This window comes from Autumnicola aciditolerans, assembly GCF_041679265.1.
Taxonomy (GTDB): domain Bacteria; phylum Bacteroidota; class Bacteroidia; order Flavobacteriales; family Flavobacteriaceae; genus Autumnicola.
Map to the genome: position 1 here is coordinate 117,193 of NZ_JBGFSM010000008.1, position 17,330 is coordinate 134,522.

Annotated in this window: 15 protein-coding genes; 9 read left to right on the plus strand and 6 right to left on the minus strand. The window is 39.5% G+C overall.

Features of this window, described 5'->3' with window-relative positions:
* Positions 1–57 precede the first annotated feature (57 nt).
* Positions 58–936, minus strand: coding sequence for an aldose 1-epimerase family protein (locus AB8M93_RS10470; RefSeq protein ID WP_373057530.1), 879 nt, complete (start codon positions 934–936; stop codon positions 58–60).
* A gap of 104 nt (positions 937–1,040) precedes the next feature.
* Here AB8M93_RS10470 and AB8M93_RS10475 point away from each other — a divergent pair, with 104 nt between their 5' ends.
* The 7 genes from AB8M93_RS10475 to AB8M93_RS10505 all read left to right on the plus strand — a co-directional run bounded on the left by AB8M93_RS10475 (position 1,041) and on the right by AB8M93_RS10505 (position 10,943).
* Positions 1,041–1,577: an NADPH-dependent FMN reductase gene (locus tag AB8M93_RS10475; protein WP_373057531.1), complete on the plus strand. Its 537-nt coding sequence runs from the start codon at positions 1,041–1,043 to the stop codon at positions 1,575–1,577.
* Positions 1,578–2,879: an anthranilate synthase component I family protein gene (locus AB8M93_RS10480; protein WP_373057532.1), complete on the plus strand. Its 1,302-nt coding sequence runs from the start codon at positions 1,578–1,580 to the stop codon at positions 2,877–2,879.
* Between the two features lie 88 nt (positions 2,880–2,967).
* Positions 2,968–4,284 (plus strand): tRNA lysidine(34) synthetase TilS, encoded by a 1,317-nt coding sequence (gene tilS / locus AB8M93_RS10485; protein ID WP_373057533.1) that lies wholly within the window; start codon positions 2,968–2,970, stop codon positions 4,282–4,284.
* A 155-nt stretch (positions 4,285–4,439) separates the two neighbouring features.
* Positions 4,440–6,293: a CocE/NonD family hydrolase gene (locus tag AB8M93_RS10490; protein ID WP_373057534.1), complete on the plus strand. Its 1,854-nt coding sequence runs from the start codon at positions 4,440–4,442 to the stop codon at positions 6,291–6,293.
* 77 nt (positions 6,294–6,370) lie between these two features.
* Positions 6,371–8,182: a DUF885 domain-containing protein gene (locus AB8M93_RS10495; protein ID WP_373057535.1), complete on the plus strand. Its 1,812-nt coding sequence runs from the start codon at positions 6,371–6,373 to the stop codon at positions 8,180–8,182.
* Between the two features lie 11 nt (positions 8,183–8,193).
* Complete coding sequence (locus AB8M93_RS10500; RefSeq protein ID WP_373057536.1) at positions 8,194–9,192, plus strand: aldose epimerase family protein; 999 nt, start codon at positions 8,194–8,196, stop codon at positions 9,190–9,192.
* A gap of 74 nt (positions 9,193–9,266) precedes the next feature.
* Entirely contained in the window at positions 9,267–10,943 is a 1,677-nt protein-coding gene (locus tag AB8M93_RS10505; RefSeq protein ID WP_373057537.1) for a sodium/sugar symporter, read from the plus strand.
* A 93-nt stretch (positions 10,944–11,036) separates the two neighbouring features.
* Here the strand turns inward: AB8M93_RS10505 and AB8M93_RS10510 are convergent, their stop codons facing one another.
* The 4 genes from AB8M93_RS10510 to galK form a co-directional block, all read right to left on the minus strand.
* Entirely contained in the window at positions 11,037–11,783 is a 747-nt protein-coding gene (locus AB8M93_RS10510) for an SDR family oxidoreductase (protein WP_373057538.1), read from the minus strand.
* Between the two features lie 157 nt (positions 11,784–11,940).
* Positions 11,941–12,999, minus strand: a complete 1,059-nt coding sequence (locus tag AB8M93_RS10515) for a LacI family DNA-binding transcriptional regulator (protein WP_373057539.1) — start codon at positions 12,997–12,999, stop codon at positions 11,941–11,943.
* 3 nt (positions 13,000–13,002) lie between these two features.
* The gene (locus AB8M93_RS10520; RefSeq protein ID WP_373057540.1) at positions 13,003–14,043 is read right to left on the minus strand and encodes a UDP-glucose--hexose-1-phosphate uridylyltransferase; all 1,041 of its coding nucleotides are present in this window, start codon (positions 14,041–14,043) and stop codon (positions 13,003–13,005) included.
* A gap of 19 nt (positions 14,044–14,062) precedes the next feature.
* Positions 14,063–15,232, minus strand: coding sequence for a galactokinase (gene galK / locus AB8M93_RS10525; RefSeq protein ID WP_373057541.1), 1,170 nt, complete (start codon positions 15,230–15,232; stop codon positions 14,063–14,065).
* Between the two features lie 83 nt (positions 15,233–15,315).
* On the opposite strand from galK, the gene AB8M93_RS10530 reads away from it, so the two are divergent.
* Complete coding sequence (locus tag AB8M93_RS10530; protein ID WP_373057542.1) at positions 15,316–16,020, plus strand: NUDIX hydrolase; 705 nt, start codon at positions 15,316–15,318, stop codon at positions 16,018–16,020.
* A gap of 44 nt (positions 16,021–16,064) precedes the next feature.
* Entirely contained in the window at positions 16,065–16,952 is an 888-nt protein-coding gene (locus AB8M93_RS10535; RefSeq protein ID WP_373057543.1) for a hydroxypyruvate isomerase family protein, read from the plus strand.
* Positions 16,953–17,000: 48 nt separating this feature from the next.
* Here AB8M93_RS10535 and AB8M93_RS10540 read toward each other — a convergent pair whose 3' ends face one another.
* Positions 17,001–17,153: a hypothetical protein gene (locus AB8M93_RS10540; protein ID WP_373057544.1), complete on the minus strand. Its 153-nt coding sequence runs from the start codon at positions 17,151–17,153 to the stop codon at positions 17,001–17,003.
* Positions 17,154–17,330 lie beyond the last annotated feature (177 nt).

Genomic DNA, 17,330 nt, shown 5'->3' on the forward strand with positions numbered 1-17,330 from the left:
TTTTGGCAAAGGTACACTTTGATTTTCAATTGGATAATTGATACCGAAACGGGAATATTAAGCAATAGTAATTTTGTAGGCAGCTTTAAAGTCCGTTGCCGCTGGAAGTGCTATTATTCCTTCTTTAGTTTTTAGGTTTTGATCTGTGCCTTCAATATCTGCTATTCCCAACCATGGTTCTATGCAAACATAAGGAGCGCCAGGTTTTGCCCAAATTCCCAGGTTTTTAAAATTGGAATATTCCATGCTGAGAATAGTACCAGATTTTTTACTTTTTAGAGCCACCTTTTTTGAGGGAATATCTTTAAAAATCAAGGCATCATTATCAAAAAGCCGTGGATGAAGCTCAAATTTACTTTCATTTTTCAGAACTTCTCTAGTCTGATGGCTTACCAGGCCTTCCCCGTTTAAAAGATATGTTTTTAAGTTCATAACCTGGTCGAATTCCAGGTAGCAATCTTCATATTTTTCCTCTTCATGAACCGGAGCATTAAAAGCCGGGTGGCCCCCAAGCGAAAAGTACAGGGATTTATTATCAAGATTGGTGACATGATGTGAAACCTCCAAAGCTTTTCCTTTCAGCTTAAAAGCGATTTGAAAATCAAATTTAAACGGATATGATTTTAAAGTTTCTTCGGAATAAATAAGTTCAAAAACCAGCATTTCTTCTGTTCTGCGCTTTAATCTTACGGCCTCGTTATTCCTAATAAGTCCGTGTTTTGGGATCTGGTATTTTTTGCCTTCGTAAAGGTAGAAACCTTCCTTTAAAACCCCAATCACCGGAAATAAATTGGGAGCATGGCTGCTCCAAATTTCAGGATTTGCCTGCCACAGGTGCTCAATAGAGGTTTCCTTATTTATAATACTGCACAGCTCGGCGCCTTTTTGAAGAACCGAGATCTTCAGGTGGTCGTTTTCAATACTATACTTTTCCAAATATTTGATATTTTCAGTAAAATTTAAAGTTACAATCAATATTGTTCTTCTTTAATATCACTCCCCCATTTTTACCTATTTTTAATCAAAATTACTATTCCTTTATGAAAAAGATCCTAGCTTTTGCCGGTTCCAATAGCAGCACTTCTATAAATCAACGCCTCTTGACCCATATTACTGGAAGAATCCAGGGGCATGAAATGAAGCTTATAAAGCTTATTGATTATCCAATCCCAATTTACAGAGCCGATGATGAAAAGGAAAAAGGCATCCCGGTGAATGTAACCATTGTTAAAAATCTCATTGCCGAAAGTGACGCTCTAATTATTGCTGCAAATGAACATAATGGAAATGTTTCAGCATTTTTTAAAAATTTTATAGACTGGCTGTCCCGGGCCGATCGTACTTTTTTAAAAGATAAAAAAGTGCTTCTCATTAGTACTTCTCCCGGTGCCAGGGGAGCTGCTTCTTCTTTGGAATATTTAAAGAGAATATTGCCCAGGTTTGGTGGGCAGGTGATCCAAAGCTTTAGTTTTCCTTCTTTTCATGATAATTTTAAGGATAATAAAGTAGTTAACGAGGTGCTGGATATGGGAATTGAAGATGTCTTGACTACCTTTGCGCATCAAATTGAAAGTTAAGTGCGCACTACCAAATCTTACAAGTTAACCCATCCGGGTAAATTTAAAGACCAATTATTTGAATGGAGCCGGCAGTTTGATGAAATCGCCTGGCTGGACAGTAATGACTATGATCGTGAAAAGAGCAATTTTGACGCTCTGCTGGCTGTCACGGCTTTTACGGCTATTAAAACAGATTCTTTTCAGGCTTTTAAAAGGCTTCAGGAATACCAGCAAACCACTAAAGACTGGATTTTTGGATACTTGTCATATGATCTTAAAAATGATGTGGAGCAGCTGAAATCTAAAAATTTTGACGGATTGCAGTTTCCCGACCTGTATTTTTTTCAGCCTCAAAAAATAATTATTCTTAAAGCTAATATTGCTGAGTTTCATTATTTGCGAATGGTAGATGATGAAATAGACATGGATATGGAGAAAATTCTTTCCGCGGCAAAAGAAGAAGAGCCTGAAACCAGCAGTATTCGAAAAATCGAATTGAAGAGCAGGCTTTCCCATTCAGAATATATTGAAAAAGTAAAAACCATGCTGACTCACATTCAACGCGGTGACATTTATGAAGCTAATTTTTGCCAGGAATTTTTTGCAGAAAATGCCAGGATAAGTCCGCACAAGGTTTTTACAAAACTCAATGCATTGTCCCGCCCGCCCTTCGCCACTTTTATTAAACTGGAGCAGCAATATCTTATGTGCGCCTCTCCAGAACGCTACATGAAAAAAAGCGGAAATAAAATTACTTCGCAACCTATTAAAGGAACGGCAAGAAGGTCCGGGGATAAAAAAGAAGATCTTGAAATCGCCCAAAAACTGGAACATGATCCCAAGGAAATTTCTGAGAATGTAATGATTGTGGATCTTGTTCGTAACGACCTTTCAAAAATTGCTAAAAAAGGCAGCGTGCTGGTGAAAGAGCTTTGTAAAGTATATAGTTTTGAGCAGGTGCATCAAATGATTTCAACCGTTTCAGCGCAGTTGGAAGAAGGAATTCCCGCTGTGGAAGTCCTTCGCTCAACTTTTCCTATGGGAAGCATGACCGGGGCTCCCAAGATTTCAGCAATGAAAATTATTGAAGAACTCGAGGAAACCAAACGAGGCCTGTATAGCGGTGCAGTAGGTTATTTCACACCCGGCGACGATTTCGATTTTAATGTGGTGATTAGAAGTATTCTTTATAATGCTGAAAATCAATATGTCTCTTTCTCTGTAGGTGGCGCTATTACTTCAAAATCTTCTCCGGAAAAGGAATATGAGGAATGCCTGCTGAAAGCAAAAGCGATGCGGGAAGCTTTATCGGCCAGCTGAAGCTTAAAGTTATAGGAATTTTCTTCTGAAAGCAAAAAATACCGGTCATTGGAAACAATTATCGCCTGCCTTTGTATATTTGAAACAAATGGAAAAATCTTTCAGAAATCTTATCAAGAGCCGTTTTCCTTTTTTATGCGGAAAAAGACTGCTGCTGGCAGTTAGTGGCGGAATAGACAGTGTGGTGCTGGCTTACCTTTGTAAAAATGCCAAACTCGATTTTGCCATAGCGCATTGTAACTTTAATTTGCGCGGAACCGAGAGTGACGGGGATGAAGATTTTGTGATTGACCTGGCAGATGAGCTGGAAGTAGAAATTTTTACCCAGAATTTTGATACCGAAGCTTTTGCTGAAGAAGCCGGAATCTCCATCCAAATGGCGGCGCGAGAACTCCGTTACGATTGGTTTAAGGAATTACAAACTACCTTGAATTTTGAATATTTACTTACCGGCCATCACCTAAACGATAACCTGGAAACCTTTCTCATTAACCTGGTTCGCGGTACGGGCCTGGAAGGTTTAAGCGGTATTAATGCCGAAAGGGAAAATATGGTGCGCCCTTTGCTCGATTTTTCCAGGAAGGAAATTGAAGCTTATGCTCATGAGAAGCATATAAAATGGCGGGAAGACAGCAGCAATATTTCTACAAAATACCTTCGGAATAAAATAAGACATGATGTAGTGCCTGTTTTGGAAGAACTCAACCCGCAGTTATTGCAAAGCTTTAAGCAAACGCAATTAAATCTTAAGGAAAGCGAAGCTTTGGTGGAAGATTACATGAGCCTCATATATCCCAAGGTGATCAAAAAAAATCAATTTGGATATGAGCTGGATATTGATTTTTTAAAAAAAATTCCCAACACCAAAGCCGTCATGTATCAGCTTTTGAAAACCTTTGGTTTTACCGAGTGGGATGATGTTTATAATCTATTGAATGCCCAACCCGGGAAAATGGTTTTCTCTAATGAATACCGGCTTATTAAAGACAGAGAAACTCTTATCCTCACCGAAATAAACCATCTGGAGGATAAAATTTACAAAGTCGCTGAAGGTGAGGAAATGGTGATGCTGCCCATGGGAAGAATAGCCCTCACCGAAGCCGGAAAAATGGATGACAGCCCCAATTCTTCCAGGATCTTTGTAGCGAAGGAAAAACTAAAATTCCCACTCAGCATTAGAAAATGGAAAACAGGAGATTTTTTCTATCCCTTCGGGATGAAAGGCAAAAAGAAGGTAAGCGACTTCTTTAAGGATAAAAAGATGTCTTTGCCTGAAAAAGAGCGTACCTGGTTGCTTTGTTCGGGAGAGGATATTGTTTGGATAATTAATTACCGGGCAGACGATCGTTATAAAATTACTTCAGAAACCACAACTATTCTCCGTATAAGCTGCTCCTTCTATTAAGAAAGTATGGATTTTCACCCTTTTTGCCTGTTCCGTGCGGGCATAATTTTAGCGATCCTGTAAGTATATGAAGGGATGCAGGTAACGTAAAAACCGAATTTTCTTTATGTTTATTGCAGTAATTTCTATCTTTAGCAGCATTAAAAAATCCCGTAATGAAATTATTCCGAATTATTCTGCTGCTCCACATCTTCGTTTTTGTTGGGGCACAGTCCTTTGCGCAACTTCAGGAAAATTATGAAGTTTCTGAACACTATACCAAAATGGAAGTAGATATCCCTATGAGGGATGGTACAAAGCTACATACCACCATATATTCACCCAAAGACACTGCCCGCGAATATCCCATTTTGATGCAGCGTACTCCATACAGTTCCCGGCCTTATGGAGAAGGGGAGTTTAGGTCTAAAATTGGCCCTAACGAATATTTGATGCAGCAGGGAAATATTATAGTGTATCAGGATGTGCGCGGCAGGTGGATGAGTGAAGGGAAATATGATAATATGCGGGCATTCCTTCCGAATAAAAAAGGAGAGGAATTCGATGAAGCCAGTGATACTTACGATACCATAGACTGGCTGGTAAAAAATGTAGAAAACAACAACGGCAGGGTTGGAACCTGGGGCATTTCTTATCCCGGTTTTTACGCAACCTATTCCCTTCTAAGCGGCCACCCGGCTTTAAAAGCGGTTTCTCCGCAGGCCAGTATCAGCGATTTCTTTTTTGACGATTTTCATCATAACGGAGCCTATTTGTTGAGTTACTGGAGAGCTACCGCGCTTTTTGGATATCAAAAAGATGGCCCTACAGATGAAGCCTGGTACAACTTACCCGAGTTGGAAACAAAAGATCAATACCAATTCTTTCTGGATGCCGGCCCTTTGAGCAACCTGGATGAATATTATAAAGAGGATAACGAATTCTGGCAGCAGTTAAAAGAACATCCAAATTATGATGAATTCTGGCAATCCCGTGGAATTGTACAGTACATGAAAGGCATTAAACCTGCGGTGATGATTGTGGGCGGCCTTTTTGATGCAGAAGACCTTTACGGCCCTTTCCATATTTACAAAAGCATAGAACAGAACAGTGATAATTATAATATTCTGGTATATGGCCCCTGGAGCCACGGCGATTGGGCCAGGGCAGAAGATAGGCAGACCGTGGGTAATATTTATTTTGGGGATAGTATTTCTGCAGACTTCCAAAAAAATTATGAAACCGTTTTCTTTAATCATTTTCTTAAAGGGGAAGCAAACGGCAACACCGGCCTGGCTGAAGCTCACCTCTATGATACCGGCGAAAGAAAATGGAATAATTACACCCAGTGGCCACCGGAAAATACTGCAAAAAGAACCTATTATTTAGGAGAAAACCAAAAATTGACTCCTTCACCCACAGATTCAAAACAGGAATTTGTGAGTGATCCCAAAAAACCAATTTCTTATAATAATGAAATTAAAACGGTTTTTACGCCAAGAGAATATATGACCGGGGACCAGCGTTTTGCGGCGAGAAGGCCGGATGTTCTGGTTTTTGAGACCGATGTTCTGGAAGAAGATCTTAAAATGGCAGGGCCCATAAAGGCAATGTTAGAAGTAGCCACAACAGGTACCGCGGCAGACTGGGTGGTAAAAGTGATTGATGTTTTTCCTCCCGATGCTGAAGATTATGAAGAAACCCCGGCACATTTAAAAATGAGCAATTATCACATGATGGTGCGCAGCGAAGTGATGAGGGGAAGATTTAGAAATAGTTTTGAAAATCCTGAAGCTTTTGAGCCCAACAAAAAAACTGCAGTAAATTTAGACCTTCAGGCAATTAACCATACCTTTAAGAAAGGGCACAAATTGCAAATCCAGATACAAAGTACCTGGTTTCCCCTTATAGACCTAAATCCGCAGACTTATGTGCCCAATATTTTTGAGGCTGAAGAAAAAGATTTTCAAAAACAAACCCACACTGTTTACGGAGATTCCGCAATAGAATTTACGGTACTTCAGGAATAACCTTTATAGTGTCACCCCGGCGTAAGAACTAATTTTGCGCTTCGGGCGGTCATTAGGTTAAGGCTAAAAATCTGGAAATGAAAAAGATTTACATTTTTATACTTCTGTCTTTGCTTCTGTTTACTTCCTGTAAGGAAGAAAAGAAGGTACTTACCCAGGCCGAACTTGAAAGAAATTCTGAAGAACTGAATACTTACTTTGAAGAACAGTTCCAGGAGGAGGTAAAAGAATCTCCCATGTTACAAACCCGTTTAGGGATTAAAAGGGATTATGGCAAGTGGGATGATTTCTCTACAGATAAATATGTAAAAGATCTTGAACAGGCTAAAGAGCGGTTAAAGTATCTGAAGAAAATTGATCCCGAAAGTCTTGATGAAGCTACCCGCTTAAGTTACAAGCTCTACAGGCAGCAGCAGGAAAACGCGATAGAAGATTATACCTACCGTTTTTACGATTATCCGGTTAACCAGATGTTTGGCTATCACTCCCAGTTGCCGGCTTTTCTTATTAATATGCACAGTGTAGATTCTATTGCTGATGCTGAAGCTTATATTTCCCGTTTAGAGGGTTTTCCTGAAGCTTTTGAGGATATAATAGAAAACCTCAAAATAAGGGAGCAGAATGGGGTAATACCTCCAAAATTTGTATTTGAAAAGGTGCTGGAGGATTCCCGGAATATAATTAAAGGAAAGCCCTTCATGAAATCCCTGGAAAGCAGTACACTATTAGAGGATTTTAAATCTAAAGTGGCGATGCTGGATACTTCCGAAGAAATAAAACAGGAACTTATTAGCAAAGCAGAACAGGCCCTGGTGAAGAATGTGAAGCCGGCCTATGATCAGTTAATAGATTATCTTGAAAATCAGCAGCAAAGAGCAACGGTAGAGGCGGGGGTATGGAAATTTCCTAAAGGAGAAGCTTTTTACAACAACAGGTTACAGCGGATTACCACCACCAGTTTAACCGCAGAAGAAATCCATAACACTGGTTTAGATGAAGTTGCCCGTATCCACAGAGAAATGGCAGAGATCATGAAAAAAGTAAATTTTGAAGGATCTCTTCAGGATTTCTTCGAATTTATGAGAACAGACAAGCAATTTTATTATGAAGATTCTGAAGCAGGCCGTGGGAAATATCTTTCAGATGCTAAACATATAATATCCAGAATGCGAAAAAGGCTGCCAGACCTTTTTAATACTTTACCTGAAGCGGAGATTGTTGTAAAGGCCGTAGAACCTTTCCGGGAAAAAAGTGCAGGAAAAGCATTTTACCAACAACCGGCTTTAGATGGTTCGAGGCCGGGAACTTTTTATGCAAATTTATATGATATGAGTGCCATGCCCACCTATCAGCTGGAAGCCTTGGCATATCATGAAGGCATCCCGGGGCATCATATGCAGATTGCGATTGCACAGGAGCTGGAGGAGGTGCCCAATTTTAGAAAATTTAGTTTTTATACCGCTTATGTGGAAGGTTGGGGGCTGTACAGTGAATTATTACCTAAAGAAATAGGCTTTTATGAAGATCCTTATGCCGATTTCGGGCGGCTGGCCATGGAGCTTTGGCGAGCCTGCCGTTTAGTGGTAGATACCGGGATACATGCTAAAAAATGGACCCGGGAAGAAGGTATTGCCTATTATAAAGAAAATACTCCCAATGCTGAAAGCGATGCGGTAAAAATGGTAGAACGGCATATTGTAATGCCGGGACAGGCTACTGCTTACAAGATAGGAATGAATAAAATTCTGCAATTAAGAGAAGATGCAGAAGCAGAATTAGGAGAGAATTTTAATCTGGGTGAATTTCATGATGTAGTTTTGCTGGACGGCGCTATACCGCTAAACGTCCTGGAAGAAAAAGTAGGGAAATGGATTACGTCTAAACAGTAAAGCCAAAGCTATTGGATAAAATACAACAAAAAGACCTGAAGCTCGTCTGCCTTAAAAATGCAAATAAGACGGAGGTGAAAATTCTCAATTTTGGGGCCTCTCTTTTTAGCATGAAAATTTTTGCTGCTTCAGGAAAAAAAGTTAATGTTATTGTTGCCCCAAAAATGCCGGAAGAAGTGCTAAGTGCCCGTTACAAAATTCAAAATAAATGCTTTGGAGGAACAATAGGAAGATATGCCGGCCGTATAGCCGGTGGTAAATTTAGGCTGGACGGAGAAGATTTTTCACTTTTTCAGAGAAGCGGAGTGCATCTAAATGGCGGCGAAAGTGGCTTCCAGTGTAAATTATGGAAGGTAGAAGAAGTAAAAGAAGGGAGCAATCCATCAGCCACGTTATCCTACTTTAGTAGAGATGGGGAAGAAGGTTACCCCGGGAACCTTAAAGTTCTTGCAAACTTCACCCTTACTGAAGATGATGAGCTTAAAATACTTTATACGGCAGAAACAGATGTAAAAACCGTAGTAAATATTACCAATCACGCTTATTTCAATCTTAATGGTGAAGGCAGTGTAAGCGATCACTTTCTTTGTATTAATGCCGATAAAATACTGGAAGTAGATGAAAAACAATTGCCCACAGGAAATCTGGTGAACCTTAGGGATAACCAGAAGAATTTTGAAAATAATAAGCTAATAGGTAACAGGCTGCTAGAAGATACCTTTGTTCTTAATAGTGATGAGGAAGAAATTTCTGCCCGTTTATTTGCGCCTTTAACAGGAATAAAGATGGAAATGAGGACCAATCAGAGAGCAGTTGTTGCATATGTTCCAGAAGAACTTCCGGCAGATCTTGAGTATCAAACCAGGGTCGCCCCGGAATACCCTTCAATTTGCCTGAAAGCGCAAAATTTTCCGGATGCCCCAAATTTCCGGAACTTCCCATCCAGCATTCTTGAAGCCGGCGAGAAATACCAAAACCTTATTTCTTTTAAATTTTCTGTAAAAAGATAGATATATATTATTTTAAACGTAAAAATTACGTTTTATAATTTTAAAGTTTATATTTAAAAAAATTTTACAATTATATGGAATTTGAATTACTCGACCAGATTGTTTTTGCGGCTTATGCTTTAATGATTATTGGAATAGGATGGTGGGTTTCGCGGGGAAAAGGGGAAACATCAGAAGATTATTTTCTTGCCAGTAAATCCTTGCCCTGGTGGGCTATTGGCGCATCGCTTATTGCTGCCAACATTTCGGCGGAACAATTTATAGGGATGTCCGGCTCCGGGTTTGCCATTGGGCTCGCTATTGCCTCTTATGAATGGATGGCGGCTGTAACGCTACTGGTAGTCGGGAAATTCTTCCTGCCCATTTTTATAGAAAAGAAACTCTATACTATTCCCGAATTTGTAGAAGTAAGGTATAGTAAGAACCTGAAGACCATACTTGCCGTCTTCTGGCTTTGCCTTTTTGTATTTGTGAACCTAACTTCTGTTCTTTATTTAGGAGCTACAGCACTGGATACTATTATTGGTACCGGGGATGGTTCTATATTTATGGAATCTATTATTGGCCTGGCATTATTTGCAGCCGCGTATTCTCTTTACGGAGGGCTTTCTGCAGTGGCATGGACAGATGTGGTTCAGGTGGTACTGTTAATTGTTGGAGGGCTTATTACCACTTTTATTTCATTGTCCCATGTTTCTGAAACAGGCGGAATAATTGATGGAATGGTAAGTGTTTATGAACAGGTGCCGGAGAAATTCTCCATGATTCTCGATAAAGGAGAAATAATTACTCCAAACGGAAAAGACGCCTGGTGGGATTTGCCGGGGCTTGCAGTACTTATTGGAGGAATGTGGGTGGCCAACTTATACTACTGGGGTTTTAACCAATATATTATCCAACGTACGCTGGCGGCAAAAAGTTTAAAAGAATCTCAGAAAGGGATTGTACTGGCCGGATTTCTAAAGCTCCTGATTCCGCTTATTGTTGTAATTCCCGGGATTATTGCTTTTGTGATTAATACCGATGCCAGTGGCGAAATTGTAAGGGGGGTAACCGATGCCTCTTTCTTTAGCGGGACAGGAACGGTAATTAACGATAATGCCTCCCCTTGGCTAATTAAGGAATTTGTACCTGTAGGCCTTAAAGGCCTGGTAGTGGCGGCACTCGCGGCAGCCATTGTCTCCTCCGTGGCCTCTATGTTAAATTCTACTGCCACCATTTTCACCATGGATATCTATAAACCGTTCTTTCAAAAGAATAAATCTGAGAAAGGTCTCGTTAATGTGGGAAGAATTTCTGCCAGTTTAGCTTTAATCATTGCCATTGTTCTGGCGCCTCAGCTTAAAAGCCTTGGACAGGTATTCCAGTACATCCAGGAATATACCGGGGTGGTAAGTCCTGGAATTCTTGCAGTATTTATGCTTGGACTCTTTTGGAGAAAAACCACTAATAAAGCGGCTATTTGGGGAGTTTTAATTTCTATTCCTATCGCTCTTTACTTTAAGATTGGTCCTAATGGCTGGATAGAATCTCCTTTCTTTATTACCTGGCCTTTTATGCACCAGATGATGGCTACCTGGATTCTTACCATGCTGGTGATGGTTCTTATAAGTTATGCTGAAGCAAAAGGCAGGAATCATGAAAAATCTATTGTTTTCTCAAAAAATTTATTTAAAACAGAGCCTGTCTTTAATATTTGCAGTTTTGCAATATTGCTCATTGTAGCCATGCTGTATGCAATGTTCTGGTAAGGGAAAAATTCTGATATAAAAAAAGCTGCCCACGGAAAGTCCATGGGCAGCTTTTTATTTCTAAAGCTTCCGGAAATCCAAAAGCTTTCTATTCTATTGTTCCTGTTCGGTGGGCATAATGTAAACATCATTAATATTTGCCCTGGCAGGTTGTGATAATGCATAATAAATAGATTCTGCAATATCTTCGGCCTGTAAAGGAGTTAGATTCTCCAATTGGGAAACAAAACCTTCTTTAATCTCCTCGTCGGTGATGGTATCGGTTAATTCGGTTTCCACCGCTCCCGGTTCAATAGAGGTTGCTTTAATTCCAAAATTTGGCGCCAGTTCCATACGCAAACCTTCAGTAAACATTTTTACAGCAGATTTGGTTGCACAATAAACTGCGCCTCCCGGATAATTTTTTCTTCCTGCACTGGAAGAAATATTTATAATATGACCAGATTTCTGTTCCATCATGGTTGGCAATACCGCAGCAACCCCATTCAGCACACCCTTAATATTCACATCTACCATGGTGTCCCATTCATCTGTATGCAGATTCTTCACATAAGATAAAGGCATAAGTCCTGCATTATTAATAATGGCATCTATACTGCCAAATTCTTCTTTGGTACGGGATGCTATTTTTTTAAAATCATCCTTTTTAGTAACATCTGCGGGTACCACTAAAGCATTACCGCCATTTTTTTCAATTTTTTCCTTTAGGGTCTTCAAACGATCTTCCCTTCTTGCGCTCAATACTACATTTGCACCCGCTTTTGAAAGCCGCATTGCTGTCGCTTCCCCAATTCCGCTTGATGCTCCTGTAATAATTACTGTTTTTCCTTTCATTTCCATAAGTTTTTTTTGAAAAATAGCTTTAAGTAGTGCCGCTGCCAAATTAGAGCACACCTTTAGCGATGTTTTAACTGGACTTAAGCCTAAATTGTTAAAGAATTTGCGGATTGGCAAAAAAATGACCCCTGCAGACAGTAGTTAACCTAATAATCATTCTCTAGACTTTGCCGGAAAATTTTGGGACGGGAGGATGGGTGGATTCTCTGTGAATAATTACGGTTTCCAGCACATGGTGTACGGGCTCCAGATACTCTTCTAATGCTGTAGGACTATCCTGGTCTTTCTGCAACCTCGTTATTAAAGTTTCTACAGCCATCTTTCCCTGTTCTTCGGCATGTTGGTTTACGGTACTTAGGGAGGGTAAAAAATGTTCTCCCATAAAACCATTGGTAAATCCAATTACAGAAATATCTTCCGGAATTTTATAACCTTTTTTTATAGCCGTGCGCATACTTAAAATAGCAGAGAGTTCATCTGCCGCCAGGATGCCATCTACAGATTTTTCAGCAAGAACGGGTAAGAGTTTTTCTTCAAAAGCCTCATTCTCGTTTATATGAAGAACATAGGGTTGTGCCCTGCATTTTGCCCGGGATAAGGCATATCCGTTTTGCCTCTGTAAGTCTACGCTGGTATCAAAAATGGTAGAAAGATAAATAATGTTCCTGCAGCCACTTCTATGCATTTCATCGGTTGCTTTTTCTGCTATTTTTTTATCATCTATGGAAATGCTGTCGCAGGAAATTTTATGAGTAATCCTGTCAAATAGCACCAGGGGAATCCCATAATCAATGATACGATTTAAGTGTTCCAGTTGTTGTGTTTGCTGTGTTTCTTTTGCAAGGGAGAGAATAATACCATCTACCCTGCCATTAAGAAAAGTTCTCAGGCTTTCTGCCTCTTTCCTGGTAGATTCATTAGAAATACAGATAATAATTTTATAGCCCGCTTTTGCCGCGGTAGATTCAATGCCATAAAGCGCTTTCGTGAAAAAGGAGGGAAGTATATTGGGAATAATTACGCCAATGGTTTTGGTTTTATTGGCTTTAAGGCTCTGGGCCATTCCATTGGGGACATAATTGTTTAAAATGGCAAACTGTTTTACGCGACTTCTGGTTTGGGCACTTATTTCAGGACTGTCATTAAGGGATTTTGAAACCGTGGAAACGGATAAATTAAGCAGTCCGGCCAATTTCTTTAAAGTCACTTTTTGCTCCATAGCTTATTGTTTTAAGTAATGTTGCCCCGGAAGTTGCTTTAGGGTTTCCGCAGCCATCTCTGCAGTAATATCCCTTTGGGGTCCTGCAAACATCTCGTAGCCTACCATAAATTTTTTCACTGTAGCCGATCGTAATAAAGGCGGGTAAAAAGACATGTGAAAATGCCATTCAGGATAATCTGTACCATCTGTAGGGGCCTGATGGATTCCCGAAGAATAGGGGAAAGAAGTCTCAAAAAGATTATCATACATCACGGTTAGCCTTTTAATACTATCGGCAAAAGCTTCTTCTTCATCTTTGCTCAGCTCATTTATGTTCTGGTGCTGTTCCCTTGGAATAATCATGGCTTCATAAGGCCATACTGCCCAATAAGGAACCAACGTTACAAAATACTCATTTTCAGATAGAATGCGCTTGTTTATTTCCAGTTCCTGTGTTAAATAATCGCTAAGAATGCTTCGCTTATTTTTCTGCCAATATTCTTTAAAATGATGTGACTTCTTTTTAATTTCAGTAGGGATAGAAGACTGGGACCAAATTTGCCCATGTGGATGGGGATTGCTGCAGCCCATGGCTTCACCCTTATTTTCAAAAATCTGCACATAATTAATGTTGTCCCTGCTGCCCAGTTCCCGGAATTCTTTTTTCCACATTTTCACCACTTTAGCGATCTCCCCGCGCTCCATAAGTGGCAGCGTGAGCGAGTGATTTGGCGAAAAGCAGACCACTTTGCAGATCCCTTTTTCAGCTTCAGCTTTTAATAAGCCGTTCCTTAGCTCTTCTCGAGGAGTATCAGGAAGTAAAGCCGAAAAATCGTTTACAAAAGAATAAGGCTCGGTGTACTGGGGATTGGTTTCCCCACTGGCACGGGTGTTACCGGGGCAGAGATAACAGGATGCATTATATGGAGGCCTGGCTTCCGGAAAATTTTTCTCGGTCTTTCCCTGCCATGGCCTTTTGGTGCGGTGTGGCGAGACCAGAATCCATTCGCCTGTAAGTATATTATATCTTCTATGCGGAATATTATTTAGTTTGTTGCTCATTTTCAGTATTTTTTCAGAATTAATCTATTACCGTTCCTTCACCTGGAGAAACGGAGATCATATCCATTTTAATGTCAAATTTCTTAAAGTAAGCTTCAGAAATTTCCTTAATATAATCCTCAATTTTATCTGCTTCAATTAAATTGATGGTACAGCCGCCAAAGCCGCCGCCCATCATACGGGAGCCATAAATAAAATCTTTGTCTTCAGAAAAATCCACCATAAAATCAAGTTCCGGGCAACTTACTTCATAATGATGCTGAAGGCCCCGGTGAGATTGGTACATCAACTCCCCAAACTTTTTCAGTTCCCCTTTTTTCATTGCTTCGGAAGCTTTTTGAACTCTTTCATTTTCATTTAGAACATACAGGCAACGTTGATAAGTTTTTTCAGAAAGCTCTTTTTTAAACTCTTGCAGCATCTCAAAACTTACTTCCCTAAGGGAAGAAACTTCAGCATATTTCTGCCGGATTTTCTCCACGGCATCCTCACATTCCGCCCGGCGGGTGTTGTACTCGCTATCGGCAAGGCTGTGGGAAACATTGGTGTTCAGCAGTAATAGTTTGCAATTTTTAAAGTCGGCAGGAATAAATTCTGTTTCCAGGGTTTTACAATCCAGCAGGATAATATGCTCCTTTTTGCTCATAACAGAAGCAAACTGGTCCATAATCCCGCAGTTCGAGCCCACAAAATTATTTTCAGCCCTTTGTGAAAGCTCCACAATCTCCTGTTTGGACAAATTCAAATCAAACAGCTTATTTAAACCGGCAGCAAAACCACATTCAAGTGCAGCAGAAGAACTAATTCCCGCACCAATGGGCAGTTCGCTTTTAATAATACAGTCAAAACCCTGCAGTTTTTTATCCAGTTTTTGAATTTCATCAATGACGCCCAGTAGATAATTTTTCCAGGAATCTTCCTGTTTAGAAATTTCATTCAGTGAGAATTCATAGTAGCTATCAAATGTTTTGCTATAAATCCTGCAGTTTTCGGGAGATTCGTTCTTTTTGAAATCAAAAAATATCTTTTTGTCAATAGCAGTGGGCATCACAAAACCATTATTATAATCTGTATGTTCGCCAATAAGGTTAATCCGGCCGGGAGAAGAGACTTTTACTTCGGCCTGAAAATCTTTAAGTTTTTTGGAAAGGGTCATGTAATTTTTTTCAGGATGGATTATTAATTTCAAATATAATAAATGTAAAAAATACGCTCATTCTAATTTTGAAATATTTCTATATCTTTAGAAGATATCAGGATTAATTTTAATAAATGACAGAAACTATAGCAGATCTTTACAGGATTAAGGATAAATTCTACGCGGCAGCAGACTGTATTATTTTTGGTTTTGAAGGCGGCAGGATTAAATTGCTGCTTTTTCGACGGAGAGTGGAACCTTTAAAAGGGGAGTGGTCCCTTATTGGAAGTTTTATAAGATTAGAGGAAGATGTTTCTGAAGCAGCAAAAAGGGTGCTTAAAGAGATTACCGGCCTGGAAAATGTGTTTATGGAACAACTGAAGGCTTATGGTAAAGCCAACAGGGATCCGGGTTTCAGGTGTTTGTCTATAGCCCAATATGCATTGATACGTATAAATGATTATGATGAGGAACTGGTTGAAAAGCATGGTGCCCACTGGTTTGATATAAATGAAGTGCCAGATTTGGTTTTAGATCATAACCAGATGGTGGCAGATGCTTTGGAGCGTTTAAAACAAAAAGCCAGGTACCAGCCAATTGGATTTGAACTTTTGCCTGAGAAATTCACCATTCCGCAATTACAGCAACTTTATGAAGCAATTTACCGGCGGGAACTGGATTCCCGTAATTTCCGGAAAAAACTACTTTCACTAAATGTTTTGATTAAGCTGGATGAGAAGGATAAAGCTGGTTCTAAAAGAGGTGCGTTTTTATACAAATTCGATCACGAAAATTATCAAAAATTGTTGAAATCCGGCTATAACTTTGAAATTGCATAGGCAGAGCTAACTTTACCACCTTTTGCATCATAATTAAGAATTCCATGAAAAATAAATTAAACCGAAGACAGGCAATTAAGAATCTCGCCCTTGGATCTGGAGCATTGAGTCTTGGAGGTTTTTCCTTTGCCTCTGCACAGGATACAGAAAGTGAAAATTTAGAAAAATTAAAAGGGAATGTAAATCATTCTGCCTGCCGCTGGTGTTATAATGATATTCCTTTGGAACAGTTTGCGAGGGATTCGGCAGAACTGGGCTTAAAGGGAATCGATCTTTTAAAACCTTCAGAATGGGATACTGTTGAAAAATATGGCCTGGAATGCTCCATGGCTACAGATGATTTTGCCAATATTGAACATGGCTTTAATAATCCCGATAATCATAAAAAATTACAGTCGGCTTATAAACCTCTAATTGATAAAGCTTCGGAGCATGGGATTAAGAACGTGATATGTTTTTCAGGAAATAAAAGGCAGCTGAGCAAAGCCGAAGGTTTGGAAAATTGTGCTGTTGGCCTTACTCCTTTGTTAAAATACGCCAGCGATAAAAATGTAAACCTGGTGATGGAACTGCTGAACAGTAAGGTGAACCATCCCGATTATCAATGTGACCACACCAAATGGGGGGCGGAACTTTGCGAAAAGATGGGGATGGACAATTTTAAGCTGCTTTATGATATTTATCACATGCAGATTATGGAAGGAGATGTGATAAGGACCATTACAGATAATCATCAATATATTAATCATTATCATACCGGCGGGGTGCCGGGCCGGCACGAAATAAATGATTCCCAGGAATTAAATTATCCTGCCATTGTTAAAGCCATTCTGGGAACAGGTTTTAATGGGTTTATAGCGCAAGAATTTGTGCCCACATATAATGATAAAATCGCTGCGCTTAAAGAAGGGGTGATGATTTGTGATGTATAATGTTAAATCCTGCAGTAGGCTATACTTTATAATTCTTATGATGAAATTTTAAAAGTTGCCCTCCCTATAATTCGAATTCCTGCCGAGTGGTAGTTCATTTTCAATCCATTTTTTTACATTTTCTGCCTTAAACATTGTTTTTACCCCAATTATATCTCCGTAGAAATAACAATAGAAGGTTAATAATCTATCTTTTTTCAATGTTCTGGTTTTTATCTAAAAACAGGTGATTTCCCCTATAGACCATTCGTTTTTCTTATGTTAAATTTAGGCTCCTCCTTTATGCAGTGTTGCAGGATAAATTATCTGCAATATTCCTAAAGCCATTTCTCCCCTTCATTTTCAATCATTTCACTTTGGTCGAATATTCTATGTTTC

Coding starts and splice junctions, on each gene's coding strand:
- AB8M93_RS10510 (WP_373057538.1), bottom strand. CDS start 11,783: ATGGAAATGAAAGGAAAAACAGTAATTATTACAGGAGCATCAAGCGGA.
- AB8M93_RS10505 (WP_373057537.1), top strand. CDS start 9,267: ATGGAATTTGAATTACTCGACCAGATTGTTTTTGCGGCTTATGCTTTA.
- AB8M93_RS10530 (WP_373057542.1), top strand. CDS start 15,316: ATGACAGAAACTATAGCAGATCTTTACAGGATTAAGGATAAATTCTAC.
- AB8M93_RS10520 (WP_373057540.1), bottom strand. CDS start 14,043: ATGAGCAACAAACTAAATAATATTCCGCATAGAAGATATAATATACTT.
- AB8M93_RS10515 (WP_373057539.1), bottom strand. CDS start 12,999: ATGGAGCAAAAAGTGACTTTAAAGAAATTGGCCGGACTGCTTAATTTA.
- AB8M93_RS10495 (WP_373057535.1), top strand. CDS start 6,371: ATGAAAAAGATTTACATTTTTATACTTCTGTCTTTGCTTCTGTTTACT.
- AB8M93_RS10535 (WP_373057543.1), top strand. CDS start 16,065: ATGAAAAATAAATTAAACCGAAGACAGGCAATTAAGAATCTCGCCCTT.
- tilS (WP_373057533.1), top strand. CDS start 2,968: ATGGAAAAATCTTTCAGAAATCTTATCAAGAGCCGTTTTCCTTTTTTA.
- AB8M93_RS10475 (WP_373057531.1), top strand. CDS start 1,041: ATGAAAAAGATCCTAGCTTTTGCCGGTTCCAATAGCAGCACTTCTATA.
- AB8M93_RS10490 (WP_373057534.1), top strand. CDS start 4,440: ATGAAATTATTCCGAATTATTCTGCTGCTCCACATCTTCGTTTTTGTT.